The sequence below is a fragment of the Stackebrandtia nassauensis DSM 44728 genome (assembly GCF_000024545.1).
Taxonomy (GTDB): domain Bacteria; phylum Actinomycetota; class Actinomycetes; order Mycobacteriales; family Micromonosporaceae; genus Stackebrandtia; species Stackebrandtia nassauensis.
In genome coordinates, this window is record NC_013947.1 from 257,011 (window position 1) to 282,389 (window position 25,379).

Consider the following 25,379-nt stretch of genomic DNA (forward strand, 5'->3'; position numbering starts at 1 on the left):
GGTGAACCCCGTTGTCTCCGGCCGGAGGCATCGGTCCATGTTGTGCTCACGAGGTGCCAGTTGCGCTTTTCACTGCGTCCGCAAGATGACGCGTTCTACAAGTTCTTTATCGAAGCGGCGGAGAACATCGTCAAAGGCACGGCGATCCTGGCCGAACTCGGCGAAGCCGAGGTGGACACCCAGTCGGTGTCCGAGCGCCTGGTCGAGGTGGAGCACGCCAACGACGAGATCACGCACGAGTTGTACAACAAGATCAACTCGACGTTCGTCACACCCTTGGACCGCGAGGACATGTACCAGCTGGGCAGCCAGCTGGACGATGTCATGGACCACATCGAGGCGGCCGGGAACCTGGTCTACCTGTACGGGCTGTCCGAGCTGCCCTCGCTGCCGCGCGAGATGGTGGAGATCGTCGACGTCCTCAAGGCGCAGGCCGCCATCACCGTCGAGGCGATGCCGAAGCTCAAGGGCATGGACCCGAGCCTTCGCGACTACTGGATCGAGTGCAACCGGCTGGAGAACGACGGCGACCGCGCCTACCGGATGCTGCTGGTGCGGCTGTTCTCCGGCGAGTACGAGGCGCTGACCGTCCTGAAGCTGAAGGAAGTCGCCGACGAGCTGGAGAAGGCCTGCGACGCCTTCGAACACGTCTCCAACACCGTCGAGACCATCTCGGTGAAGGAATCCTAAGTGGACCCAATTCTCATTGGCGTCATCGCGGTCGTCGCCGCCGCGATGATCTTTGACTACACCAACGGTTTCCACGATGCCGCCAATGCCATCGCCACCTCGGTCTCCACCCGGGCCCTGACCCCCCGTGCCGCCCTGGCACTGGCCGCGGTCGGCAACTTCGTCGGCGCCCACCTCGGTGAGGGCGTCGCCAAGACCGTCGGCGGCGACCTGGTCCACATCCCGCAGGAGTTCTCCGGACTGGCGGTGGTGCTGGCCGGAGTCCTGGGCGCCATCACCTGGAACCTCATCACCTGGTGGTTCGGGCTGCCCTCCTCGTCCTCGCACGCCCTGTTCGGCGGCCTGGTCGGCGCCACCCTGGTCGCCGGTTACGACGTCCTGTGGGCGGGCATCCTCGAGAAGGTCATCATCCCGATGGTCGCCTCGCCCATGGTCGGCTTCGTGCTCGGTTTCATCGTCATGATCGCCATCATGTGGATCTTCAAGCGCAAGAACCCCCGCAAACTCAGCCGCGGCTTCAAGATCGCCCAGTCGGTCTCGGCCGCGGCCATGTCCGTCGGACACGGCATGCAGGACGCCGCCAAGACCATGGGCATCATCGTGCTGGCCCTGTACGTCGGTGGTTTCCAGGACAGCAACGAGCACATCCCCGAGTGGGTGTTCTACTCCTCGGCCGCGATGCTGGCCCTGGGCACCTACGCCGGTGGCTGGCGGATCATCAAGACGCTGGGCCGCCGCGTCATCGACCTGGGCCCGCCCGAGGGATTCGCCGCCGAGACCGTCGCCAGCGGCGTGCTCTACACCAACGCGCTGGTCTTCGAGGCCCCCATCTCCACCACCCACACCATCACCTCGTCGATCATGGGCGTGGGCGCCACCAAGGGCAAGGCCGCGGTCCGCTGGGGCGTCGCCGGGAACATCGTCATCGCCTGGGTCCTGACCTTCCCGGCCGCCGCCGCCGTGGCCGCCGGGGTCTACCTGCTGGTCCGGCCGCTGTTCTCGTAGACCGTGCCCTAACCAGTCCTCGCCCGCGCGCTTCATCGACGCCAGCCACAGGCCGGTCTCGTCGAAGAGGTAGCGGCGCATCAGTTCCAGCCGGGGCGCGTAGACGTGCACGCTGACCGCGGGCTCGTCGCCGGTGTTGCGGACGGCGTGGATGCCGTGCTCGTCGACCTCGCGCGCCTGCCCGGCGGCCACCTCGTGCGACTCCAGTCCCGGGAACTCGCCCGGCACCACCCGGTACTCGGTCAGCCGTCCCCGGGCCACCGCGAAGGCCGCCGGGGCCGGACGGCTGCGACCGCCGTGGTCGTGCAGCTCGGTGCCCTGCCCGGGCAACCAGGCCAGCAGCCACACCTCGTGATCACTCGAACGGTGGACACACTTCGCCCACCGGGAGTGCGGCGTGAACCATGCCCGCCACGGCAGCGCGGCGGCGTACTCGGCGGCCAGATCGGTGAGAGACGTCTTGACACTGAGGGTCACGATGAACCTTGAAGATGAGAGGCCGCGATTCGCGGCAGGACGGACGGGCGGATGTGGTGTCGATCAGCGACAACAACAGCCGCGGCAACAGAAGAATCGTCCGGCGTTCATCATGTGCGATATTAGCCCACGCCCGCGCGTGTCCGACGACAAGACACACCGGCTGTCCGTCGACGGAACACGTAAAGTCAACGAATATCGAGTATGGCCAGTGGCGGCCCGCGTCACTCCATCCGATGCGCTATGGTCGCCGATGGCCCGGATTCACCGATCTCGATACCCCGGCCGGGCCGGACGCGAATCGCCTTCAGCGAGGGAGATATAGATCGTGACCACTCCACGCAGCGGTGCGGCGAAAGCCCGCCGCCTCGTCTCAGTGGCCGTCGGCATCGCCTTGATACTCGGGTTCACCGCCGTACCAGCGGAAGCGGACCCGTCCGTCAAGGAACTCGAGAAGAAGATCGAGAAGCGGGCCGAAGAGCTTGAGGGAACCATCGAGGACTACAACGCTGCCCGCGAGGACCTCGACAAGACCAAGAAGAAGATCAAGAAGCTCGACAAGAAGCTCGCGCCTTACGAGAAGGAGCTGGACAAGCTCTACGACAAGGCCGAGCCCATCGTCATGGCCGCGTACCAGGGCCAGGGGCTCACGGGCCCGACCGCGATGCTCAACTCCGATTCCCCGGAGGCCTTCGCCGACAAGATCTCGGCGCTGGACGGGCTCTCGGCCGGTGACGCGGGTCTGATCGGCAAGGTCGCCAAGAAGGCCCGTGCTTACAAGTCCAAGAAGACCGACCTCGAAGAGCTCAAGGACGAGCAGGACAAGAAAGAGTCGGATCTCTCCAAGGCCAAGAAGAAGATCGAGAAGGAGATCGAGGATCTCCAGGGCGATCGCAAGACCACCATCAAGAACGAGACCGGCGCCGACTACGTACCCGACTACGTGCCCGGCAAACGCGGCGAGGTGGTCCGGCACGCCATGGCCCAGGTCGACAAGCCCTACGTGTGGGCGGCGGCCGGTCCCGACGGCTACGACTGCTCCGGCCTGATCCTCGACGCCTACCGGCAGATCGGCATCAGCCTGCCGCACAACGCGGCCCGGCAGTACGGTCAGGCCACCCACATCGGCAAGGGCGACCTCCAGCCCGGTGACCCGGTGTTCTCCAACGGCCTCAAACACGTGACCATGTACATCGGCGACGGCTACGTCGTCCACGCGCCGACCTTCGGTCAACCCGTACAGGTCGCGAAGATGGACACCGCCGCCTCCCCGTACTACGGCGCCGGAACCTTCCTGTAACACCGCGACGAGACGAAACCGGCCGGGGCTGAACTTTCTTCAGCCCCGGCCGGTTCACGTCGTCGAGCGGTCTACTTCGCGGCGGTGGTGCCCACCGAACGCAGGTTCTCGCAGGCTTCCACGACCCGCTTGGCCATGCCGGCCTCGGCGGCCTTGCCGTAGGCACGCGGGTCGTACTTCTTCTTGTTGCCGACCTCGCCGTCGATCTTGAGCACGCCGTCGTAGTTCTTCAGCATGTGGTCGGCGACCGGACGGGTGAACGCGTACTGGGTGTCGGTGTCGACGTTCATCTTGATGACGCCGTAGTCGACCGCGCTGCGGATCTCCTCCAACAGCGAACCCGAGCCGCCGTGGAACACCAGGTCGAAGGGCTTGGTCTTGCCGACCTTCGCGCCCACGGCCTCCTGGATCTCCTTGAGGATCTCGGGACGCAGCTTGACGTTGCCGGGCTTGTAGACGCCGTGGACGTTACCGAAGGTCAGCGCCGTCATGTAGCGGCCCTTCTCCCCGGAACCCAGGGCGGCGGCGGTGGCCAAACCGTCCTCCACGGTGGTGTAGAGCTTCTCGTCGATGGCGCCGACAACCCCGTCCTCCTCGCCACCAACGACCCCGACCTCGATCTCGAGGATGATCCGGGCCGCCGCGGTCTTGGCCAACAGCTCCTCGGCGATCCGCAGGTTCTCGTCCAGAGGCACGGCCGAACCGTCCCACATGTGCGACTGGAACAGCGGCTCCTGCCCGCCCTTGACGCGCTCCGCCGAGATGTCCAGCAGCGGCCGCACGAAACCGTCCAGTTTGTCCTTGGGGCAGTGGTCGGTGTGCAGGGCGATGTTGACGGGGTAGTTCTTGGCGACCTCACGCGCGAACTCGGCGAAGGCGACGGAACCGGAGACCATGTTCTTCACGGTGGGGCCGGAGAAGTAGTCGGCGCCACCGGTGGACACCTGAATGATGCCGTCGGATTCCGCCTCGGCGAAACCGGCCAGCGCCGCGTTCAGGGTCTGCGAGGACGAGACGTTGATGGCCGGATACGCGAAGGCGCCGTTCTTGGCGCGGTCGAGCATGTCCGCGTATACCTCGGGTGTCGCGATGGGCATTGCTGCTCCTTAACGGGTGAATATTTCGGCATTGGCGAAGACGGCACTGTCCCATCAGGCATTCTGCTCCAACACGTATCGGTGACGCGGAGCGGGCTGGGGCCGTAGCCTTGCGGGTATGGCTACGGAGAACTGGCAGATACCCGAGGCCGACGCCGCCGAACAGGCCGCGGCGGCCACCGAAACCGACGAGGCCCAGGCCCGACCACGACAGGTCACCGAGGCCGACGAGGCCGACACCCTGGAACAGACCCAGGAAGTCCCCGAGGACGACGAATACCGCGAACCCTGACGGTGGCGCCACCCCCACGGACGACGCCACCACCATCGCTCACTCGATCGGATCGATACGGGTGTTCTGGAACGACTGCTGTTCCCACACCCCGTGCCGCTTGGCCATCACATTCGTGTTGACCGAATCCGACCCGTCCCGACACTCGCTCTCACCATCGCGAACCAGACACGTGGTGCGCACGACGATGGCCAACTTCCCATCCACGAACCGGACCTTCTCGTCCAGCAACTCGATCGTGGTGTCCTCGATGAAGTTGTCGAAGTAGTACTGCATCCCACTAGCGATGCCCGCCCGGGTCGCCAGGTGATCCCCGTTGAAGGTCACCATGTCCCCATCCTTCGCGAAGGTCGAGGCGAACGCCGCCCCGTCCTTCTCATCCCAGGCCTCGAACTGCCGCTCCCGCAACCGCTCAAGCGCGTCCCGGGCCTCCTTCTCCCGCTGAGCCGCCGTCGTCCCCGCCGCACCGCCCTCGGCGACGGCCACGGTGGCCACCCCGCCCAGCAACGCGACGGCGACCGCGGCAACGGCACCGATCTTCGAAATTGTTCGCATCTGTTGTCCTCCTTGGTTTCCCGCAACGCTAAGACGACAGAACCCCCACCGTCGTCGCCCAGGAGTTGCGTCCACCTGACTCCCGCGGATGTACCCACCCCCACCCCGGCTACCCCACCAGTCGACCGCGAGCCCTCGTCCGGATCGCCGATGGTCAAGGTTTGGTAGATTGGCGAACGCTGCACGGAGGTGTCGCATAGTGGACTAGTGCAGCGGTCTTGAAAACCGCCAGGCGGGGTGACTCGTCTCGTGGGTTCGAATCCCACCGCCTCCGCAACCACCTACTGAATCCCCTGCCCACCAGGGGATTCAGCCATTCATAGCCCATATGCTGTTGGGGAAGCTGGGCTATGTGAACAACAAGGTGTAGTACTCCGTGATGACGGTCGCATCCGCGATTGACGCCAGTCCCCACTCCGCGAGATGGGGCTCGTATGCCGCTTGGTGCACTCGTCGCCAGTGTTCCAGCGACAGGTCCCCTTCGCCTTCAGCCACGGCGATCTGTGGCGGCACGTCATAGAACTTGTGAACAGCTATCTTCTCGGTCCTCAAGAGGCATGCCGGCTCGGCTCGGCTGTTCAGCACGATCCAGAAGTTGCCGACCCGTGGCAACGGGTCGCCCGCGGCAAGGAAGTCCTCCTTGATGCTGCTACCTGCGGTCTTGCGTCCGTTGAGGTACAAGCCAAGTAGTTCGTCAGCCGACTGGCTGGTACCAGCGAAGGCCGCTTCAACGAAAGGATCAGCTGGCCGGCTCTCCGGAGGAGAGTCTCCAGATAGGCCTGCCAAAAGGACAATTGGGCCTCGTTCAAACGCCTCACCGGCACCTCCAGTCCTGCGCGAGCGTAACGGGTTCAATGGGAGCGGATTGACAAATAATCTTTCGGCTCCGGATGTCGAGAACGTGGGGGTGGCTCCGTCCTGGGTGTAGAAGCGGCCACCGACGGGCCGCACGATGAAGAAGGAGAACCACCATGACGCTCAAGAAGCTGGACAACATCGAGATCATCGTCGAAGACCTCGACGCGGTCATCGCGTTCTTCACCGAACTCGGTATGGAGGTGGAGGGCAGGTCACAGGTCGAGGGGAGTTGGGCGGCACGTCTTGTCGGCCTTGAGGATCAGAAGGTCGACGTCGCGATGATGCGCGTCCCGGGCGACAACGGGCGGGTCGAGCTGGCGCAGTACCGGATGCCGGACGCGATCCGGAGCCTGCCCGAGAACGCTCCGCCGCACACGCTGGGTATCCGCCGGATCATGTTCGCCGTTGAAGACCTCGACGGGAAGGTCGCTCACATGCTCGCGCACGGGGCCGAGCTCGTCGGTGAGGTGGTGCGGTTCGGGGATTCCTACAAGTTGGCTTACCTTCGGGGGCCCGAGGGCATCCTTGTCGCTCTGGCCGAGGAGCTTGGCTGACGAACGGGCCCGCGCGTGGTCGCGCGGGCCCGTCGTTTCGCTGTGGGGGTTACTCGCGGAGTTCGGCGCCTTCGCAGCGCTGGTCGGCCGTGCCCGCCATCATTCAGATGTTGAATGTCTCTGATATCCAATATCAGTGGTCTCGCACTGTCAATAAGACGAACTGTCGCGTTTGGTCAGAAATGTCACGTCGAGAGTGGAGTACGATCTTCGAGTCTGAGAAAGGAAGTGCCCCACCATGACTGTTGATGTGAATTCTGTCGATCAGCCCGCTTCGCTCGCTGAGGCGCCGTTGCGGCAGGCTCGTAATTCCGGTGCGTTTTGGGCCGCGACGGCTCGTTCCCGGGGGCATGAGGTGTTGCGGCGGCCCGGGTTTGTCGCCGCCGTCGGGGATGAGAGGGCCGGGACCCGGGTTCTGATTCAGGAACCGGGGCTTGACGGGGACGCGGTGGCCGAGATCGTCGAGTTGGCGCGCGGGGCGGCCGGGCCGGTGGATGTCGAGGATCCGTTCAGTGCCACCGATCTGAGCCAGCTGGGGTATCGCAACTGGCAGATGCCGGTCATGTTGCGGCAGCCCGGGCCGGTTGAGGAGCCGCATCTGGAGGTGGTTCGGGCGGGGAACGCCGCGGAGTTGCGGGCGGCGGAGCGGGCCGTGATCGACGGGTTCGAGTTGGTGCGGTTCGAGCCGTATCGGGGCAACGAGATGTTCCCGGAGGCGTTGCTGGACGAGGACGGGGTGGACGTGTTCATCGTCCGGGTGGACGGTGGCGAGGTCGCCGGTGCCTGTGTGACGGTGGTGGACAACGGTTATGGCAGCCACTACTGGGTGGGGACGCCGGAGGCGTTTCGGTCGCGGGGTGTGGGACGGGCGGCGATGCTGGGTTCGTTGGCGCCGTTGGCCGATATGCCGGTGACGCTCACCGCTTCGCGGTTGGGGCGGCCGCTGTACGAGTCGCTCGGGTTCGCCGTCGCGGCCCCCGCGACCTGGTGGGCCTCACGGTAGGGCGGTTTCGGTTTCGCGCAGCCGGACGGGGCCGGGGCCCTGGGGTTCGAGGGTGTCGTCCGGGTTGAGCAGTAGACAGGCCTTCATGGACAGACAGCCGCAGCCGATGCAGCCGGTCAGTTCGCGCTCCAGGTTCTCGATGGCCCGACGGCGGCGCGCGAGGCGTTTTCGCCAGCCGCGTGACACGCGTTGCCAGTCGTCGTGGCTGGGTTCGTGGTCCCTCGGCAGGGTCGCGAACACCTCGGCGATGTCGGCCAGCGGGATGCCCAGCCGCTTGGCGACGATGATCAGCGACACGCGCCGCAGCATGTGCCGGGCGTAGATCCGGTGGTTGCCGCGGTCGCGTTCGCTGAAGATGAGGCCCTTGTGTTCGTAGAAACGCAGGGCGGACGCGGCCACGCCGGTTCGGCGGATGACCTCGCCCATGGTGAGGTGGTTGTCCGGACCGGTGTTCATCGCTTGGCTTCCTTCCCGTCTTCCACCGATCGTAGAAGTTAAACAAGACTTGAAGTCAAGTGTGATGTGAGCTGCTAATACGCCCTACTGAACCGTAACCGGGGCGCGGAGGTGGCCCAGCGATCGACGTGGCGGCGGACCTCGGCGACGTAGTCGGCGAACAGCGGGCCCGGCAGGGTGTGTCCGACGCCGGGCACGACGATCAGCCGCGAGTCGGGGGCCGCGGCGGTGAGGTCGCGGGCGGCGCTGAGCCGAAGCAGCGGGTCGGCGTCGCCGTGGAAGGACAGCAGCGGCACCGTCAGCGCCTCCGGGCCGGGTCCGCTCCAGCGGGCTCCCGTCTGACGGGCCTGGGCCTGGGTGTCGCGGGGGTCGATGCCGCAGGCGCGGTCGCGTTCGGCGGCTTCCCGCGCGTACTCCTCGTCGAGCGGGTAGTCGGGCGCGGCCAGCATCCGGGCGTAGCCGATCGCGGCGGCCACGTCGCCTTCCGGGCCTCGCGGGTACTTGGCCCGGCTCAGTTTGACCAGGACGCCGGGACGGACGTAGCGCAGCAGGCCGAGCCGGCTGGCGGCGGCGGGCACGGCCGCGGAGGTGGTGACGGTGCGCGCGACGCCGGGGAAGCCCAGCGCGATGTGCTGGGCCACCAGGCCGCCCATCGAGTGGCCGAACAGGTGGGCGCCGTCCCAGCCGAGGGCGTTGAGGACGGCGACGCCGTCGGAGGCCTGTTCGGCGGCGGTATAGGCGAGCTTGCCCTTGCGGAACTGGGAGGCGATGGGGTTGGCCTTGGGCTGGTCGGGCCAGCGGTCGGATTCGCCGGCGTCGCGGTGGTCGTAGCTGGCGACGTGGAACCCGGCCTCGACGAGGGTGGCGATGAACTTCGGCGGCCACCAGAACCGCGAGAAGGCCGTGCCCATGACCAGCAGCAGCGGGTCGCCGCCGTGGCCGCCGTGGTCCTCGTAGGCGATCCGCAGGTCCCCGTTCATCGTGTAGCTGGTCGACATGACTCCTCCTTCGCGAACGGTGTTCGCGAATTAGACTAGCAGTTTGAGTACGCTGTTCGCAAACAGTGAGGAGTGATGTATGTCCACCGACGAGGTCATTTGGCTGCGTCCCGAGCAGGCCACCACCGGCCGCCCCGCCGAACGCAGCCGCGCCGAGATCACCGCCGCCGCCATCACCGTGGCCGACCGCGACGGCCTGGACGCGGTGTCGATGCGCAAGGTCGCCGCCGAACTGGGCACCGGCGCCGCCTCGCTGTACCGCTACGTCAACAACCGCGACGACCTGCTCGACCTCATGGTCGACGCCACCGGCGCCGACTTCGAGTTCCCGCCCCCCACCGGCAAACCGGTCACCGACCTGGTCCAGCTCGGCGTCCGGCACCGCCAGATCATGCTGGGCCACCCGTGGCTGCCGACCCTGGTCCTGACCCGCCCGACGCTGGGCCCCTCCGGCGCGGCCATCCTTGAGTACTTCCTCACGGTGCTGGACGACCATCCGCTGCCCGCCACCGCGAAACTGGAAGCCTTCGCGCTGTTCAGCGGCTTCGTGGCCATGTACGTCCACAACGAGACCCACACCGCCGCCGAGACCGTAGCCCGCCAGACCACCTACCTGCTGCACCTGGCCACCGACGGCGAGCACCCCCAGCTCGCGGCCACGCTGCTGGCCGCCCAGCCCGCCGAGGGCTCCGACCGCTTCCCCGTGATCCTGGCCCGGGTCCTGACCGGTCTGCTGACGATCTGACCGCTCCCGGCCCGGCCATAGTGGCCGGGCCGGACACCTCGGCCGCCTACCGCGACCGGATCGCCGCCGAAAGCCCGCCGACCAGCTTCGCGAACGGCATGTCAAGTGCCCCATACACTTCGCCCGCGTGCGGCGCCGCGTTGTCGGCGAGGATCTCGACCATCAGCGCCGAGTAGTCCGCGACCACGACCCCCGCCTGGGCGAGCCGCAGCAGCCCGGTCTCGCGTTTGGTCCGCGAGAAGGTCCCGGACGCGTCGACGGCGACGTAGGCGTTCAGCCCGTTCCGGACGGCGGCCAGCGCGGGCAGCGCCGCGCACACCTCCAGCGAGACCCCCGCGATGACGAGGTTGCGGCGGCCGGTCGCCTCGACGGCCCGGCGCACCCGCTCGTCGTCCCAGGCGTTGACGGTGCCGCGGTCGATGACGGGGTGGCCGTGCGGCAGGGCCGCGACGAGCTCGGGGACGAGCGGTCCCCACATGCTGTCGGCCGCGGTGGTCGTGGCGATGACCGGCAGTCCCAGCCGGGTGGCGCTGGCGGCCAGCGCGGCGACGTTGTGGGCCAGTTCGTCGGTGCCGAGGTCGCGGACGCCGGTGAACAGACCGATCTGGTGGTCGACGAGCAGGACGGCGGTGTTGTCGGCGGTGAGGACTTCGGGGGTCATGGGGTGCTCCTAGGCTCAGTACTATCTCGAATTGTTCGACATCGAAATGTCGTGGCTCGAACCGTACTTCGCCCCAAGGCGACCGTCAAACAATTTGACGTCGAAATGTCAAGAAAGTGCCGGACGTCACAGCCTCAGCCCTTCGGCACGTCCCCCAGCGACTCCAGCAGCTTGCGCAGCAGGCCCGCCAACTGCTCCCGTTCCTCGCCGTCCAGCGCGGCCAGCATCCGGTCCTCGTTGGTCACGTGTCCGTCGAAGGCCCGCTCCACGATGTCCAGGCCGCTGGAGGTCAGCGTGACGCGGACTTTGCGCCGGTTGTCGGGATCGGTTTCGCGGGTCACGTAACCCTTGGCCACCAGCCTATCCACCCGGTTCGTAATGGCCGCCGCCTTGATGTACGAGGTCTCGGTCAGCTTGCCCGGCGTGACGGTGTAGGGCGGGCCGTAGCGACGGATCGTGGCCAGCACGTTGAACTCGCCGTCGTCGATGTCGAACCGCGAGAAGTAGTCGCGATGCCCCTGTTCCAGCAGGCGGCTGGCGCGCTGGATCCGGCCCACGACCCCCATCGGGCCGACGTCGGCCTCGGGGCGCACCTCGTGCCACAGCCGCTGTACCTCGTCCATCATGTCCGGCATCGCTACCCCTTGTTTTCAGCTCGAAATATTTGACGCTATCACAATGGCATGCTAGGTTCCGACTCCAAACATTTCGACACCAAAATATTGGAGTTCAGGCCTTGCACTCCCCACGTTCCTGGCTTCGCGACACCGCCGCCGCGCTGCTGGCCGGGGTCGCCGCCGGTTCCTGCCCGCGTTCCTACAGGCGCAGCTGGAGACCCTGCTGTCGCTACAGGTCACCGGCACCGGGCTGACCGAGCGGCAGTACAGCTGGATCATCGCCGTCAACGGCGTCGCGATCGTGCTCGGCCAGCTGTTCGTCCCGAAACTGGTGGACGGCAAGCGAACCAGCCGAGTGCTGGCGCTGGCGGCGCTGCTGTGGGCGCTGGGGGGTGGCCTGGGGCTGCAACACCTCGGCGGGCTCTGGTGGCTGATCGGCGCCGGAATCGGGGTACTGGCGGCGATCGGGAACCTCGCCGCCGAACCCGCACGAGAACGCCGCTTGGCGACAGCGACTGAGCGAGGGCGCCCGGCGGCGTGGTCTGAGTCCGGAGTATAAATGGAATCGGAATCCGCTTCCGTTTAGCTCTCACGAAGGAGCCGTCATGGCCACCACCCCACGACACTGGACGCTGCCACGAATCCTGGTGCGCGTCGTGCTGTTCTTCTCGCTGTTCGGCCCGGCGCTGGCCGACCTCGCCATCCCCGACGTCGCCGCGATGCACCTGCACAACCCGAACTGGCCACCGCACGCCAAGTTCCACGACGCGCAGTACCTCGTGATGGCCGCGCTGTTGGCCGCCATTGGTCTCACCATGTTGTGGCGCCGCACCGGGAACCTCCGGCTCCAGTTCCACTGGGCGGCGGCGCTCGCGTCGGTGACCTGGCTGGCCATGTTCGCCGCGCTGCTGTTCCCCGGGACCGGCATCATCGACCCCGAGTTCGTCGCCGACAACGTGTCCATCCTCGGGCTGAACCCGCAGCTGTTCATCGCGCTGGTCATGCTCGTGCTGTTGGCCGTCGCCGTCGGTGTCGAACGGTTCGGGCGACGCATTCCGCTGGCCCCCGAGTCGAACCGCACCCCCGCGGCGGCCTGACGTCGTCGCGGGCCGGGCACACGCTAGGTTCACCACGACCAGGACACGACGGAGTTCGAGAATGACCAGCACCGCAGGCCGCAGGCCCCGCAGCGACGCCGCGCACAACCGCGATCGCGTTCTCACCGCTGCCGAGGAACTGTTCAACTCCCAGGGCACCGCCGTGCACATGTCGGAGGTCGCCAAGAGCGCCGGGGTCGGCGTGGGCACCGTCTACCGGCACTTCCCGACCCGGCGGGCACTGGTCGAGGCGGTCGCCGAGCAGCGGTTCGTCGAGATCCTGGCCTTCGCCCGCGAACACTGCCTCGACCAGCCCGACCCGCGCGAGGCACTGCGCGGCTTCCTCCACCACGTCGGCGAGGTCCACGAACGCGGGCGCGGTCAGTCGGACGCCATCGAAGCCGTGCTCGGTTCCACCGAACCGCGCGGCGAACCCGGAGAACGGCTCCAGGAGGTCGGCGAGACACTGCTGCGTCGGGGCCGCGAAGCCCACGTCGTCCGCGCCGACATCACCGTCGCCGACCTGTACATGATCGTCGGCTGTGTCGCCACGATCTGCCGCAACGGTTTCGGCGACTGGCGCCGGTTCGTCGAGATCGCCCTCAACGGTTTCCGGCCGCTCGACTAGCGGGCGCGGTCAGACCGCGAAGCTGTCGGCACCCTCGCGGGTCGCGGTGGCCGGTTTCGCCTTCCACACCCTGGTGGCCTGCCCCGTCAGCCGGGCCAGGTACAGCGGGTTGAGGATCAGGTAGCGACGCCACAGGCGCTTGGGCTCCAAACCCAAGCGCCACAGCCATTCCAGCCCGCGCTTCTGCATCCACTCCGGCGGCTTGCGCAGGTTCCCGGCGTGGTAGTCGAAGGCGGCGCCGACGGCCATCAGCGGCATGTTCAGCAGCGGCCGCATCGCGTGGGCGAAGATCTCCTGCCGGGGGCAGCCGAGCCCGACGAGCACCAGCCGGGCCCCGGACTCGGTGATGCGCTTGGCGATCTGCTCCGGCTCGCCGACCTCGTTGGCGCGGAACTTCGACGGTTCCCAGCCCGCGATGACCAGGTCGGGGAAACGCTCGGAAAGCTTGGCGCGGAACGTGTCCAGCACCTCGGGGGTGCTGCCGTACAGGTAGATCGGCAGGCCCTCGGCGGCCATCCGCGCGATGACCCGGATGGTCAGCTCGGGACCGTAGGTGCGGTCGGACAGCTTGGCCTTGTGCAGCAGGTTCAGGGCCCACTTCACCGGCTGGCCGTCCGGCGTGACCACGTCGAAGGAGTTGAGCCGCGCCTCGTGGGCCCGGTCCTGGACGCCGGTCATGACGCCGTGCACCGCCAGCGCGGTCAGGGCCAGCGGCCGTTGTTCGCGGGCCGCGTCGACCACCTTCTCGGTGGCGGCCTCGTAGTCGATGGCGTCGACGTAGACGCCCAGGACGTTGCGCTTGCCTTGGTCGATCACGACTGCGGGACCCACCGATCCACATTGGCCTCGTAGATGCCGCGCATGATCGAGTTGACGTCGTGGCTCATCTTCCAGTCCGGGTAGTGCTCCTGGAACCGCGCCATCGAGCTGATCCACCAGATGTGGTCACCGACCCGGTTCTGGTCCACATAGGTGGTCTGGGCCTTCTCGCCGGTGATCTCCTCGGCGACGGTGAACGACTCCAGCACCGAGATGTTGGAGGCGCGGCCACCGCCGAGGTTGTAGATCTCGGCGACGCGCGGGGCGCGGTAGAAGGCCTCGAAGGCGGTGACGACGTCGTGGGAGTGGATCGCGTCGCGCACCTGCTTTCCCTTGTAGCCGTAGATGTTGTAGTTGCGGCGCTCCATGACGCAGCGCATCACGTAGCCGAGGAAGCCGTGCAGTTCGGCGGCCGAGTGGGCCGGGCCGGTCAGGGTGCCGCCCCGGAACACGGCGGTCTTCATGTCGAAGTAGCGGCCGTACTCCTGCACCATGATGTCGGAGGCGACCTTGGAGGCGCCGAAGATCGAGTGCAGCGTGTTGTCGATCGACATGTCCTCGCGGATACCGTCCACATAGGGGTGCGACGGGTCGATCTCCCAGCGGGTGTCCTTTTCGATCAGCGGCAGCCGGTTGGGGGTGTCGCCGTAGACCTTGTTGGTGGAGCAGAAGATGAACGGCGCGTCGATGGCGTACTTGCGGGTGTACTCCAGCAGGTTGAGCGTGCCGGTGGCGTTGATGTCGAAGTCGGTGAACGGTTCCTTCGCGGCCCAGTCGTGGCTGGGCTGGGAGGCACAGTGGATGATGACCGCCAGGTCGGAACCGTAGTGCTTGAAGAGTTTGTCCAGGCCGTCGCGGTCCCGGATGTCGACACTGTGGTGCTCGTAGGAGGCACCCAGTTCGCGTTTCAGCTCCTCGACCTGCCAGGCGGTGGAACCGTCCGAGCCGTAGAAGTAGGCGCGCATGTCGTTGTCGATCCCGGCGACGGTGAAGCCGAGTTTGGCGAAGTGACGGACGGCTTCGGAGCCGATGAGTCCGGCGGAACCGGTGATCAGTGCGACGCTCAAGTGTTACTACTCCTCGCTCGATGCGGGCTTCCTGCCAGCCCGGGTGCGGCCCACAAGTGTAGTCGTGGCGCGCATTGCCCCCGCGAGTGACGGCTTGGCGGATGTGGCCCGGCCTACGGCACCCGGTCCAGTTTGCGGCTGCGGCGTTTGTCGGTGAGGGTGCCGTAGCCGAACCGGGCCGTACCCAGCAGCTGGGTGGTCCACGGCCGCGACGGCGGTTTGACGCCGGACAGCACGCTGAAGGCGTCGCCGACCGCCACCAGCGTGGTTCCCAGCACCGACGCGTACTCGGCCACGAACCCGTGCTGCTGCGGCGTCTCGCAGCCGACCCACACGATGTCGGGCCGGTAGTCGGCGGCCAGTTTCCGCAGCGCCGCGTTCTCCGCGGGCATGATCGGGAACGCCAGCACACTGGTCGCGACGATGTCGACCCCCGGCAACTTCTCCAGCAGCGTCTTTTTCAGCGTCTTGACCACCTCCGGCGTCGGCCCGCACAGGTAGTGCCGCAGGCCGGGCTGGCGTCCCTGGCTCATCGTGTCGAACATGAGCGTCGGCGGGTGGATCCGGTCGGTCAGGTTGCGGGCGGCCAGCCTGCGGCCCTGTCGCACCAGCCGGGTACTGGCCGGGAAGTTGATGTCGGACGCGTTGAGCAGGTCCCGGAACTCGGTGTCCGCCAACGCGATCGACACCGTGTAGGTGTCGCACAGGTGGGCTCTGCGGGCCTGGCCGTGCCGCGAGGTCAACAGCGCCTGGGTGGCGGCTTCGGGGGTCAGGCTGTCGATGAGGACGCCGCAGCACCGGAACCGGCCCGGATGCCGTTGTCGCACTCCGTATCGAGAATCGGACACTGGGCAACAATACCGGCATGCCTGCCCGGATTTGCGGCAAGCGGAATACGCTGCCGCCTATGAGAGCCGTAGAGATAGCCGAACCCGGCGGGCCCGAGGCCCTGAAGGTCATCGACGCCCCCGACCCGATCCCCGGTTCCGGCGAGGTCGTCATCGAGGTGGCCGCGGCCGGGATCAACCGCGCCGACGCCGCCCAGCGACGCGGCAAGTACCCGCCGCCCGAGGGCGCCAGCCCCTACCCGGGCCTGGAGGTGTCCGGGCGGATCATCGCGATCGGTCCCGGCGTCGCCGGTGTGTCGGTGGGCGACGAGGTGTGCGCGCTGCTGTCGGGCGGCGGCTACGCCGAACGGGTCGCGGTCGACGCGCGGCTGCTGCTGCCGATCCCCGACGGCGTCGACCTGGTCGACGCGGCCGGACTGCCGGAGGTCGCCGCCACCGTGTGGTCGAACGTGTTCCAGATCGCCCGGCTGACCGAGGGCGAGATGCTGCTGGTGCACGGCGGTTCCGGCGGCATCGGCACCTTCGCGATCCAACTGGCCACCGCGCGCGGCTGCGGCGTCCTGACCACCGCCCGCTCCCACAACGCCGACGCCCTGCGCGGACTGGGCGCCGAACTGGTCATCGACTACCGCGACCAGGACTTCGCCGAAGAGGTCGCCACCCACACCGACGGCCGCGGCGTCGACGTCATCCTCGACCACCTCGGTGCGTCCTATCTCGACCGCAACGTCGCCAGCCTGAACCTCAACGGACGCTTGGCGATCATCAGCATGCAGGGCGGATCCAAGACCGAGTTCAACCTGGGTGCGCTGATGCGCAGGCGCGGCAGCGTCTCGGCCACCACCCTGCGGTCTCGCCCGATCGGCGAACGCGCCGACATCATCGCGGCGGTGCGCGACAACGTGTGGCCACAGGTGGCTTCGGGACAGGTCAAACCCGTTGTCGCGCAACGGTTCCCGCTGGCCGACGTCGTCGAGGCACACCGGGTCCTCGACGCGGGCGGCTACCTCGGCAAGATCCTGCTCACGACCTGACAGCACCGGTCGCGATCGCCAGCCCGCGTCCTAGTACGCGTCGCGGTGGTCGCGGCCCATCTCGTCGCGCAGACCGTTCTCGGTGTACGCGTACGGGTGTGGGTTGTCCTTGTCGTGGACGTTGTCGCGCTTGCCGTCACCGGTCCAGTCGTAGTCCAGCCCGGCCGCCTGCCGTTCGTCGTTCGGCGCGTCGTTGCCCTTGTCGTGGCCGTCGGCCGAGGTGTCGTTCAGGTAGTCGTAGCCGTGCGCCAGCTCGTGGTACAGGATCGCCGACGGAACACCCTCGCGCTCGGTCTTGGACGTGGTGGCCTCGCCCGGGTCGTCGAGGTGGAAGTCCGGGTTGATCTGGATCTCGACGTCGCTGCCCGACAGCTTGCCGGAACTGGCGGTCCCGTTCTCCTCGTCGAACTCCTTGATGACGACCTCGCGCTCGCCCGGTTTCCAGTCGTCGTGGGTGTCGGAGACCCGGTCGCCCAGGTTCTCCATCATCTGCTTGCCGGTCGGCGAGGAGCTGTACATGTCGAGGTCGGCGCGGATCCGGTCCTGGAACTCGTCGCTGCCGCGCACCTGGATGTAGCTGTTGTCGACGATGTCGACCTTCTGCACCGTGTCGGAGTCGTTGACGCCCCACATGCCGGGGGCGACACCGTCACTGGCCACTTTGTCCTCGTCCTGGACGAACTGCTTGTCGTTGCCCTCGCCGCCGTCCAGTGTGTCCTTGCCGGCGCCCGCGTACATGACGTCGTCGCCGTCGTCACCGTGCAGGTTGTCGTCGCCCCGGCCGCCGGAGACGACGTCCTCCTCGGTGCCGCCGCCGATGGTGTCGTTGCCCTCGGCGCCCTCCAGATAGTCGCGACCGCTGCCGCCGGTGAGGGTGTCGTCGCCGTCGAGGCCGTAGACCGTGTCCTTGTCGGCACCGCCGGAGATGTTGTCGTCGCCGTCCTGGCCGTCCAGGTAGTCGTGTCCGGCGCCGCCGTCGACGAGGTCGTCGCCCTCATGGCCGTACACCTGGTCGTCGCCGGAACCGGCCGAGATCTTGTCGTCCTTGGTGCTGCCCTGGATCTCGTCGTCGCCCGTACCACCGAAGGTCGTCGACTCGTGGACGTCCATTCCCTTCAGGAACGGGTTGTCGTTGTGGTTCCCGGCCCGGACGAAGTCGCCGCCGCGGCCGGTGGAGTTGTAGCCCCCGGTGGTCTCGACGTTGTCCTTGCCGTCGCCGGTGGAGACGTTGTTGTTGTCTCCCATCGCGGTGACCTTGTCGTTCCCGGCACCCGAGGAGATGTTCTTGTTCTCGCCGTTGACGACGATGCGGTCGTCGCCGTCGCCGCCGATGATGGTGCGCGGCCCCGTCGACGGGTCCTGGCCCGGCAGACCGTTGTCGACGATCTGGTCCTTGCCCTCGCCACCCAGTACCGTGACGTCGCTCTTGACGCTCGGGTTGATGGTGACCTCGTCATCGCCCTCGCCGCCCCGGATCGCGACCGGGGTGCCCGGCGGGTACTTGTACTCCTTGCCGTCCACGGTGACGATGACGTTGCCGTCGCTGTCGGTGCGCACGTCGGTCTTCTCGTCGCCGGTGCCGGTGTTGACGATGACCGAACCGTCCGGCAGCTTCAGCACCTGGGTGCCGTTGTCGGCCTCGGGCGGCAGTTTGAACGTGTCGGGAGCGTTCTCCGACGCGTACTTGCTCCACTTGGTACTGATGGCCTGCCACTCGCCGACCGCCTTGGACATCGCGCTGGTGTGGGTGCCCATCTGGATGTCGAGACCGTCGCGGATGCCCCGGGCCGCCGCCACGGCGTCCATGACGCCCTTGGTCTCCTTGGCGTCCTTGGGACTGAACGTGATCTGTCCGCCGTTGACGACGTTGGCCACCCGGCCCAGCAGCTTCGTCTTCAGCGCGTCCAGGTCACCCTGCCGGTTGCGCAGCAGTGTCGCGAGACCGTCCAGGGCACCGGCCACGTCGTCGGACGGAGTCTTCGTGCCCGCCACGGCCTTCACCAGCGAGGTCTTGTGGGTCTCGAAGGAGTCGCGGGTGTCGCCCTTCCACTCCTTGCCCTTGCCGTCCAGGACCACGTTGGCGGCGTCGTGCAGGTCGCCGCTGACGTCGTCGCCCTTCTTGCCCATGGCCCGCCACTTCGTGGCGGACTTCTCCAGCTTCGTGGGGTCGGCTTTCAGGTCGAACCACTGCGAGTCGACGTTGATCTTCGGTTCAACCATCGTGAAAAACCCGTCTGTGCGTTACTTGTGCCGGTCGTGAAGAGGGTTCCGACTAGTACGGCGATCCGTACTGGTCGCGATGTCCCCAGTTCATCTCTTCACGAAGACCGTTCTCCGTGTACTCGATGGGATGGTCGGGGTCGATCTTCGTCGGTGTGTTCGGGTCGCCGTCATGGTCGATGGGCAGACCTGCGGCCTGCCGTTCGGAGTTCTTGGCGCCCACGCGTTCCTCGGGCCCGGCCAGGTCCCAGTACTTCTTCTCGTAGACGTAGTCCGGGTCCTTCGGGTCGTTGTGACGACCGTCGTCGGTGGTGTCGTTGTAGTAGTCGTAGGCGTGTCCGAGCTCGTGATACAGCACAGTGGATGGTGGCTTCTCGTTGCCACTGTCGTACTCGGGGTTGATGTTGAGGTTGACGTCGTGGCCGAAGAAACCGTCGGCCCCGGGCAGGGCTTCGCCGTTGTCCTCGTCGAACTCGTTGATGACGAGTTCCCGCTCGCCGGGCATGTAGTCGTCGCGGCTGTTGTCGATCTTGTCCTCGAGGTTGGCCAGCATCTTCGTCCCGTTCTCGGAACCGGACAGCATGTTCAGATCGGCCCGCATCCGGTCCTCGAACTCGTCCGAACCGTCGACCTTGATGAAGCTGGAGTCGACGATCTTGACGTTCTTGACCGTGTCGGTGTCGTTGACGCTGTAACCGTTGCTGGCGACCTTGTCACTGGCGACGTTGTCGCCGTCCTGGACCAGGAGCTTGTCGTTGCCCTCGCCGCCGTCGACGCTGTCCTTGCCGTCACCGGCGTAGATGACGTCGTTGCCGTCGTCGCCGTGCAGGGTGTCGTCACCGCGACCGCCGGAGACCACGTCCTCGCCGGTGCCGCCGTTGACGGAGTCGTTGCCCTCGGCGCCTTCCAGGTAGTCCTTGCCACTGCCGCCGGTGATGGTGTCATCGCCGTCGAGGCCGTAGATCGTGTCGGTGTCGCCGCCGCCGGAGATGTTGTCGTTGCCGTCCTGGCCGTCGACGTAGTCCTGGCCGCCGTCACCGCTGATGAGGTCGTTGCCCTCGTGACCGTAGATCTCGTCCTCGCCGCTGCCGCCGGAGATCTTGTCGTCCTTGGTGCTGCCCTGGATCTCCTCGTTGCCCTCGCCGCCGAAGATCGTGGACTCGTGGACGGGCTTGTCCTTGTACAGCGGGTCGTCGTGGTTCCCGGCTCGCACGAAGTCGTCGCCGCGGCCGGTGGAGGAGTAGCCGCCGGTGGTGCGCACGTCGTCCTTGCCGTCGCCGGTGGAGACGTTGTTGTTGTCTCCCAGCGCCACCACCCGGTCGTCTCCGGCTCCGGACGAGACGTTGCGGTTGTCGCCGTTGACGACGATGTTGTCCTTGCCGTCACCCCCGAGGACGGTGCGCGAGCCGGTGGAGGGGTCGGAACCTGGGCCGCCGCCGTCGACGACCGTGTCCTCGCCCTCGCCGCCGAGCACCGTGACGTCGCTCTTGACGCTCGGGTCGATCGTCACGTCGTCGTCGCCTTCCCCGCCGCGCACCGCGATGTTCGTGCCGGGCGGGTACTTGAACTCCTTGCCGTCCACGGTGACGATGACGTTGCCGTCGCGGTCCGTGTGGACCTTGGTCTTCTCGTCGCCGGTGCCGGTGTTGACGATGACGGTGCCGTCGGGCAGCTTGATCGACTGCGGGCCGTTGTCGGCCTCGGGTGGCAGCTTGAACGTGTCGGGAGCGTTGTCGGCCGCGTACTTCTTCCACTTGTCGCTGATGGCGGTCCAGTCGGTGGCCGCCGTGCTCAACGCGGTCTTGTGGGTGCCCATCTGGGTGTCGAGGCCGTCGCGGATGGTCCGGGCGGCGGCGACGGCGTCCATGACGCCCTTGGTCTCCTTGGCGTCCTTGGGACTGAAGGTGATCTGGTTGCCGTTGATCACGTTGGCGACCCGGCCCTGGAGCTTGGACTTGAGCGTGTCCAGGTCACCCTGCCGGTTGCGCAGCAGTGTCGCCAGCCCGTCGAGGGCTCCGGCGACGTCGTCCGACTTGCCCTTGGTGGTCGCCATCGACTTGACCAGGTCGGACTTGTGGGTCTCGAAGGAGTCGCGGGTGTCGCCCTTCCACTCCTTGCCCTTGCCGTCGAGGACGACGTTGGCGGCGTCGTGGATGTCGTCGCTGACGTCGTCGCCCTTCTTGCCCATGGCGCGCCAGTGCGTGGCGGCCTTCTCGAGCTTGGCGGGGTCGGCTTTGAGATCGAACCACTGGGAGTCGACGTTGATTTTCGGTTCAACCATCGGGACCGGCCTGCCTAAACGATCGTTGGCTTGCTGGGATAGGGGACGCTGCCGACCTCTTCGCGGAGCCGGTCCAGCTTCTCCTTCTCGGTGTTGGCGTCGATCTTGGCCTTGTTGTCCAGATCGGTCTTCTGGTAGGCGAAGGCGACCCGGTAGACGTTGTCGGAGTCGCGCTCGACGGTGTCGGCGAGGTCCTCCATCGCCTGTCCCGCCTTCTCGAGGACGTCCGAATAGGACTCGTTGAAGCCCTCGGCGCCGGGGGTGTTGCCGAACGCGTTGGCGGGGATGAGCCCCTCCTCGCGCATGTCCTTCAGGCCGGTGCGCAGGCCGGTACCGGCGGTGGTGAATGCCTTGCCGAGGACACCCAGCTCAACGAAATCGGCCTGTACTTCCTTTGCCATGCGCGCAAAACTAGCGTGGCGTGGCGGGCGGTGCAATCGCTTACTCGGCTCATTTTTCGAATGTGCCTATGTGCACATGTTCACTATATGAAACCCGGCGTAACGGAAAAATACGGGCATATGCGGTGGACGAACATCAAACGGTAAGCCCGTGGATACGAGGTATGTCCCCTCGAGAATACGGGGTATGTCCTATTAGCTTTCGTCCCCGGCGAACACTCTCGCGAGCTCCGCGCGGTTGGCCACGCCGAGCTTCGGGAAGGCCTTGTACAAGTGGTGTCCGACGGTGCGGGGGCTGAGGAACAACTGGGCGCCGATGTCCCGGTTGGTGGCTCCGGTGGCGGCGAGTTTGACGACCTGAAGCTCCTGTGGCGTGAGCCGGTCCCGCAGATCGGGACGGGCGGCTCTGGTGGCGCGGGTCTCGCCGGTCGCGCGCAGTTCCAGGCGCGCCCGTTCGGCCCAGCCGACGGCCCCGAGCCGCTCGAACTCCTCGGCGGCTCGCCGCAGCTGCCGCCGCGCCGCCGCCCGATCCCGATGCCGCCGCAGCCACTCCCCGTACAACAGCGTCGTGCGAGCGGCGTCGAACGGCCGCGCCGCCCAGCCGCCCGTCCCCGCCGAGCGAGCCGCTTTGCCAGTGCCAGCGAGTGATCCCGCCGCTCGGCCCGCCCTCGCTGCCGGGCCCGCCGCTTCGTGGGCCTTCAGCGCCGCCTCGAACCGTTGTCCCGCTTCGCTTTCGTTGGCCAGCAGCGCCTCGCAGCGCAGTCGGATCGCGTGCAGGTCACCGCGTCCGCCGCCGTCGGCCCACCGCGCGAACAGCTCGTGGGCCCGGGCCGCGCCCGCCGGGTCACCGGCGCGGACCGCCGCCTCGACCTGCCCGGGAGCCCACACCCACGCCGCCGACGTCAGCTCGGCGGCCGTTCCCACGATCGAGTTCCAGTGCCCCACGGCCAGCTCGTAGTCGCCGCGCACCAGCGCCGCCAACGACCGGGCGTGCCGCCACGTCGCCAGCGCCCACGGCGACAGCTCCCCGGGCTCGTCCGTGACCTCCTCGCCCGCCACGGCCGCCAGCACCGCGCCGGTCGCGTCCAGGCACGCCGCCATCCGGGTCTGCCCCAGCTCGGCGGCGATCCGCGCGCCCTCGGCCACGCTGGCCCGCGCGTCCCGGAACCGGCCCAGCCGAGTCAGCGCCTCCGACAATCCGGTGTGGAGCGTCGGCAGCCACCCCACCATGCCCAGCGAACGACACTCGGTGATGAGCGGTTCGAGCAGCTCCACGGCGACGTCGTCGTCCGCCGCCAGCCCCGACAGCGTCGCGGCGAACACCCGCGCGCCCACCAGCCCAGAACGCAACGGCCGCATGGGTTCCACCATCGCCCGCACCAGCTCGACGCCCCGCCCCGCGTCCCCGGCCATGACCTCGCGAATCCCCTCGCACGCGGCGGCGGCCGCGACGATGAGTTCGGCGGTCGCCGCCGCACCCCCACGCTGTGGCACCTCCGCCGAGCCCGCGCCGTCCGATCCCCGCCCCGCGAACTCGATCGTCCCCAACAGCCCCACCGCCTCGTCCACCCACTGCGGCGCTCCCCAGTGGACCGCGACGTTCGCCAGATGGGTCACCATGATCACCGCGCGACCCCCGTCGACGGCCGCCACCCGGCGAACCCCTTCGTCCAGGATGTCCCGCGCCGCCGCCACCGAACCGTGCAGCAGTTCCTCCTCGGCCCGCAGCTCCGCCAGCCGCGACGCCTGCATCGGGTCGGTGACCAGCGGTTCGGCGCGGGCCGCCAGGTCCCTGGTCCGGTCGTGCTGTCCACTGTCACCGGCGGCCTCGGCCGCCGCCACCAGCCGCCCGCCCCGCACCCCCGGTCGCGAGCTCAGCTCCGCCGCCCGCTCCAGGATCGTCACCGCCGCGGCCTGTCCGCCCCGCGCGGCGGCCCGCTGTGCCGAGGCCGCCAGGTCGTCGGCCACCTCGTCGTCGGTGCCCGACACGCGGGCCGCCGCGTGCCAGGCCCGCCGGTCGGCGTCGTCCTCGCTGTCGAAGATCCGCGACAGCACGCCATGGACCGCGCGCCGCTGCGGCGGGGTCGCCGACTGGTACACCGCCGCCCGCACCAGCGGATGCCGGAACGACACCCGGTCCGCGGTGACGTCGATGTGCCCGGCCTCGGCCGCCAGCCGCAACGCCTCCGCGCCGATGCCCAGCCCCTCGGCCGCCCGCAGCACCACCTCGACGTCCCCGGTCCCCTCCGCGGCCGCGATCAGCAGCAGGTTCCGCACCGGTTCGTCCAGCGACTCCACGTCGGCCGCGAACAGCTGCTGCAACTTCGTCGTCAACGGCACCGCCACCGGCCCTGTCCCGCCCAGCCGGTCGACGTCGCGCGCCAACTCCCGCAACGCCAACGGATTCCCGTCGGTGGCGGCGATGAGCCGCTCCCGAACCGGCACTGGCACCCCCGCCGCCTCCAGCAGCGCCACCGACGCGTCGTGGTCCAAACCGGACAGTTCCCGCTCCGGCAGCCCCTCGGCCCGCAGCTCGGCGCCCGACGACCGCGACGCGAACAGCATCGCGACCCGATCGGCCTCGAACCGCCGCGCGGCGAACAGCAGCGCGTGGAACGACGGCAGGTCCAGCCACTGCGCGTCGTCCACAAGGCACACGACCGGCCGCGACTCGGCCCGCTCGGCCAACAGTGTCAGCGTCGCCAGCCCCACCGTGAACCGGTTGGCCTCAGCGGCCGGGCCCAGCCCGAAGGCCGAGCGCAAGGCCGCGGCCTGCGGCTGCGGCAGCGCGTCGATGCCGTCGAACACCGGCCGCAGCAGCATGTGCAGCGCCGCGTAGGGCAGGTCGGCCTCCATCTGGACGCCCGCGGCCCGCAGCACCAGCGCCTCCCCGGCGGCAGCGGCGGCGTGGTCGAGCAGCGCGGTCTTCCCGGAACCGGCGACGCCGTGCAGCAGCAGCGCTCCACCGTGTCCGTCGCGCGCGTCGGCCAGGAGCTGGTCCAACGCGCGTTTCTCGCTGTCGCGGCCGAAAAGCATGATTCAGCCTAGCCACGCCGACCCCGCCGCCCACCAGTCACGACTTAAGTCATCCGTCCGATTCGACGGTCCTCGATGCCCCATAACTTCGAACCCATGAACATCACCACCGACACCACCGGCATCACCGAACTGTTCCAGCGACTGGTCGACGCCTGGGCCGCCGCCGACGCCGTCGGCTACGCCGAGTGCTTCACCCCCGACGCCGACTACGTCACCTTCATCGGCACCCACATGAAGGGCCACAAGCACATCATCGACAGCCACGAAGCACTGTGGACCCACTTCCAGAGGAACACCCGCCTGCACCAGGTCATCGACTCGATGCGGTTCATCACCCCCGACGTCGCGATCCTGGTCACCCGGGGCGCCATCCTGCAGCCCAAACAGGACGCCCCCAAACGCGGCGACTGGAAGATCCAGACCCTGGTCGCGCTGCGCACCGCCGACGGCTGGCGGTTCACGTCCTTCCAGAACACCAAACACCGCTGGCTCTTCGAGAAGATCGGTGCCCGCCGCGACCCCCGCATGTCGCCCAAGTCCTGAAACCACCGTGACCAACCGCGCCGCCGCACCGGCAACCTTCACAACCGTCCTGGCGTGTCATCTGGGAGATGAATTCCCAGAGACGCTGAGGTAA

26 protein-coding genes, 1 tRNA gene and 1 pseudogene are annotated in these 25,379 nt (G+C 67.7%); 13 read left to right on the forward strand and 15 right to left on the reverse strand.

All coding sequences use genetic code 11. From position 1 onward, the window contains the following. The first annotated feature begins 60 nt into the window (after nucleotides 1–60). Both SNAS_RS01205 and SNAS_RS01210 read left to right on the forward strand, forming a co-directional pair. A complete protein-coding gene (locus SNAS_RS01205; RefSeq protein WP_013015530.1) occupies nucleotides 61–690 on the forward strand; it encodes a DUF47 domain-containing protein in 630 nt (209 codons plus the stop codon). Continuing rightward, entirely contained in the window at nucleotides 691–1,695 is a 1,005-nt protein-coding gene (locus SNAS_RS01210; RefSeq protein ID WP_013015531.1) for an inorganic phosphate transporter, read from the forward strand. It begins immediately after the preceding gene. Between the two features lie 129 nt (nucleotides 1,696–1,824). Here SNAS_RS01210 and SNAS_RS37400 read toward each other — a convergent pair. Then, nucleotides 1,825–2,172 (reverse strand): annotated as a pseudogene (locus SNAS_RS37400) (cupin domain-containing protein); the annotation flags it as partial. 328 nt (nucleotides 2,173–2,500) lie between these two features. On the opposite strand from SNAS_RS37400, the gene SNAS_RS01220 reads away from it, so the two are divergent. After that, nucleotides 2,501–3,472, forward strand: a complete 972-nt coding sequence (locus SNAS_RS01220) for a C40 family peptidase (protein ID WP_013015532.1) — start codon at nucleotides 2,501–2,503, stop codon at nucleotides 3,470–3,472. 71 nt (nucleotides 3,473–3,543) lie between these two features. Here the strand turns inward: SNAS_RS01220 and fbaA are convergent, their stop codons facing one another. Next, a complete protein-coding gene (gene fbaA, locus SNAS_RS01225) occupies nucleotides 3,544–4,569 on the reverse strand; it encodes a class II fructose-bisphosphate aldolase (RefSeq protein WP_013015533.1) in 1,026 nt (341 codons plus the stop codon). Nucleotides 4,570–4,687: 118 nt separating this feature from the next. On the opposite strand from fbaA, the gene SNAS_RS35560 reads away from it, so the two are divergent. After that, nucleotides 4,688–4,861 (forward strand): hypothetical protein, encoded by a 174-nt coding sequence (locus SNAS_RS35560; protein WP_013015534.1) that lies wholly within the window; start codon nucleotides 4,688–4,690, stop codon nucleotides 4,859–4,861. 39 nt (nucleotides 4,862–4,900) lie between these two features. Here SNAS_RS35560 and SNAS_RS32190 read toward each other — a convergent pair whose 3' ends face one another. Continuing rightward, nucleotides 4,901–5,416: an SgcJ/EcaC family oxidoreductase gene (locus tag SNAS_RS32190; RefSeq protein WP_013015535.1), complete on the reverse strand. Its 516-nt coding sequence runs from the start codon at nucleotides 5,414–5,416 to the stop codon at nucleotides 4,901–4,903. A 185-nt stretch (nucleotides 5,417–5,601) separates the two neighbouring features. Here SNAS_RS32190 and SNAS_RS01235 point away from each other — a divergent pair. Next, nucleotides 5,602–5,690: transfer RNA gene (locus SNAS_RS01235), tRNA-Ser, on the forward strand. A gap of 74 nt (nucleotides 5,691–5,764) precedes the next feature. Here the strand turns inward: SNAS_RS01235 and SNAS_RS35565 are convergent. Then, the gene (locus SNAS_RS35565; RefSeq protein WP_013015536.1) at nucleotides 5,765–6,097 is read right to left on the reverse strand and encodes an ASCH domain-containing protein; all 333 of its coding nucleotides are present in this window, start codon (nucleotides 6,095–6,097) and stop codon (nucleotides 5,765–5,767) included. A 290-nt stretch (nucleotides 6,098–6,387) separates the two neighbouring features. Between SNAS_RS35565 and SNAS_RS01245 the strand changes: the two genes are divergently transcribed. Together SNAS_RS01245 and SNAS_RS01250 are read left to right on the forward strand one after the other, a co-directional pair. Next, nucleotides 6,388–6,828, forward strand: a complete 441-nt coding sequence (locus SNAS_RS01245) for a VOC family protein (RefSeq protein WP_013015537.1) — start codon at nucleotides 6,388–6,390, stop codon at nucleotides 6,826–6,828. A gap of 238 nt (nucleotides 6,829–7,066) precedes the next feature. Beyond that, a complete protein-coding gene (locus tag SNAS_RS01250; RefSeq protein WP_013015538.1) occupies nucleotides 7,067–7,831 on the forward strand; it encodes a GNAT family N-acetyltransferase in 765 nt (254 codons plus the stop codon). On the opposite strand, the gene soxR is transcribed toward SNAS_RS01250, so the two are convergent. Next, nucleotides 7,823–8,287 (reverse strand): redox-sensitive transcriptional activator SoxR, encoded by a 465-nt coding sequence (gene soxR, locus SNAS_RS01255; RefSeq protein ID WP_013015539.1) that lies wholly within the window; start codon nucleotides 8,285–8,287, stop codon nucleotides 7,823–7,825. The genes SNAS_RS01250 and soxR overlap by 9 nt on opposite strands. 74 nt (nucleotides 8,288–8,361) lie before the next feature. Then, on the reverse strand, nucleotides 8,362–9,285 hold the full coding sequence (locus tag SNAS_RS01260) for an alpha/beta fold hydrolase (RefSeq protein WP_013015540.1): 924 nt from the start codon (nucleotides 9,283–9,285) through the stop codon (nucleotides 8,362–8,364). 79 nt (nucleotides 9,286–9,364) lie between these two features. Between SNAS_RS01260 and SNAS_RS01265 the strand changes: the two genes are divergently transcribed. After that, the gene (locus SNAS_RS01265) at nucleotides 9,365–10,030 is read left to right on the forward strand and encodes a TetR/AcrR family transcriptional regulator (protein WP_013015541.1); all 666 of its coding nucleotides are present in this window, start codon (nucleotides 9,365–9,367) and stop codon (nucleotides 10,028–10,030) included. Between the two features lie 46 nt (nucleotides 10,031–10,076). On the opposite strand, the gene SNAS_RS01270 is transcribed toward SNAS_RS01265, so the two are convergent. Then, nucleotides 10,077–10,691, reverse strand: coding sequence for an isochorismatase family protein (locus SNAS_RS01270; RefSeq protein ID WP_013015542.1), 615 nt, complete (start codon nucleotides 10,689–10,691; stop codon nucleotides 10,077–10,079). Nucleotides 10,692–10,825: 134 nt separating this feature from the next. Next, the gene (locus tag SNAS_RS01275; RefSeq protein WP_013015543.1) at nucleotides 10,826–11,326 is read right to left on the reverse strand and encodes a MarR family winged helix-turn-helix transcriptional regulator; all 501 of its coding nucleotides are present in this window, start codon (nucleotides 11,324–11,326) and stop codon (nucleotides 10,826–10,828) included. Nucleotides 11,327–11,609: 283 nt separating this feature from the next. Between SNAS_RS01275 and SNAS_RS36075 the strand changes: the two genes are divergently transcribed. The 3 genes from SNAS_RS36075 to SNAS_RS01290 all read left to right on the forward strand — a co-directional run bounded on the left by SNAS_RS36075 (nucleotide 11,610) and on the right by SNAS_RS01290 (nucleotide 13,033). Then, a complete protein-coding gene (locus SNAS_RS36075) occupies nucleotides 11,610–11,867 on the forward strand; it encodes a hypothetical protein (RefSeq protein WP_013015544.1) in 258 nt (85 codons plus the stop codon). Nucleotides 11,868–11,913: 46 nt separating this feature from the next. After that, on the forward strand, nucleotides 11,914–12,405 hold the full coding sequence (locus SNAS_RS01285; protein ID WP_013015545.1) for a DUF6640 family protein: 492 nt from the start codon (nucleotides 11,914–11,916) through the stop codon (nucleotides 12,403–12,405). A 61-nt stretch (nucleotides 12,406–12,466) separates the two neighbouring features. After that, entirely contained in the window at nucleotides 12,467–13,033 is a 567-nt protein-coding gene (locus tag SNAS_RS01290; protein WP_013015546.1) for a TetR/AcrR family transcriptional regulator, read from the forward strand. Nucleotides 13,034–13,042: 9 nt separating this feature from the next. Here the strand turns inward: SNAS_RS01290 and SNAS_RS01295 are convergent, their stop codons facing one another. From SNAS_RS01295 to SNAS_RS01305, 3 genes are all read right to left on the reverse strand, one after another. Continuing rightward, nucleotides 13,043–13,849, reverse strand: a complete 807-nt coding sequence (locus SNAS_RS01295) for a WecB/TagA/CpsF family glycosyltransferase (protein ID WP_013015547.1) — start codon at nucleotides 13,847–13,849, stop codon at nucleotides 13,043–13,045. Further along, nucleotides 13,846–14,919 (reverse strand): NAD-dependent epimerase/dehydratase family protein, encoded by a 1,074-nt coding sequence (locus tag SNAS_RS01300; protein WP_013015548.1) that lies wholly within the window; start codon nucleotides 14,917–14,919, stop codon nucleotides 13,846–13,848. Before SNAS_RS01300 ends, SNAS_RS01295 begins: the two co-directional genes overlap by 4 nt. 113 nt (nucleotides 14,920–15,032) lie before the next feature. Further along, entirely contained in the window at nucleotides 15,033–15,767 is a 735-nt protein-coding gene (locus tag SNAS_RS01305; RefSeq protein ID WP_083786982.1) for a WecB/TagA/CpsF family glycosyltransferase, read from the reverse strand. A gap of 59 nt (nucleotides 15,768–15,826) precedes the next feature. Here SNAS_RS01305 and SNAS_RS01310 point away from each other — a divergent pair, with 59 nt between their 5' ends. Beyond that, entirely contained in the window at nucleotides 15,827–16,801 is a 975-nt protein-coding gene (locus SNAS_RS01310) for an NAD(P)H-quinone oxidoreductase (RefSeq protein WP_013015550.1), read from the forward strand. 30 nt (nucleotides 16,802–16,831) lie between these two features. On the opposite strand, the gene SNAS_RS32195 is transcribed toward SNAS_RS01310, so the two are convergent. From SNAS_RS32195 to SNAS_RS01330, 4 genes are all read right to left on the reverse strand, one after another. Then, nucleotides 16,832–19,021 (reverse strand): M91 family zinc metallopeptidase, encoded by a 2,190-nt coding sequence (locus SNAS_RS32195; protein ID WP_013015551.1) that lies wholly within the window; start codon nucleotides 19,019–19,021, stop codon nucleotides 16,832–16,834. Between the two features lie 52 nt (nucleotides 19,022–19,073). Then, nucleotides 19,074–21,302 carry a M91 family zinc metallopeptidase gene (locus SNAS_RS32200; protein WP_013015552.1) on the reverse strand — a complete coding sequence of 743 codons (2,229 nt, stop codon included), beginning with the start codon at nucleotides 21,300–21,302 and terminating at the stop codon, nucleotides 19,074–19,076. 14 nt (nucleotides 21,303–21,316) lie between these two features. Next, entirely contained in the window at nucleotides 21,317–21,703 is a 387-nt protein-coding gene (locus SNAS_RS01325; protein WP_013015553.1) for a hypothetical protein, read from the reverse strand. Between the two features lie 195 nt (nucleotides 21,704–21,898). Then, nucleotides 21,899–24,739, reverse strand: coding sequence for a helix-turn-helix transcriptional regulator (locus SNAS_RS01330; RefSeq protein ID WP_013015554.1), 2,841 nt, complete (start codon nucleotides 24,737–24,739; stop codon nucleotides 21,899–21,901). 96 nt (nucleotides 24,740–24,835) lie between these two features. On the opposite strand from SNAS_RS01330, the gene SNAS_RS01335 reads away from it, so the two are divergent. After that, nucleotides 24,836–25,285, forward strand: a complete 450-nt coding sequence (locus SNAS_RS01335) for an SgcJ/EcaC family oxidoreductase (RefSeq protein ID WP_041624472.1) — start codon at nucleotides 24,836–24,838, stop codon at nucleotides 25,283–25,285. Nucleotides 25,286–25,379 lie beyond the last annotated feature (94 nt).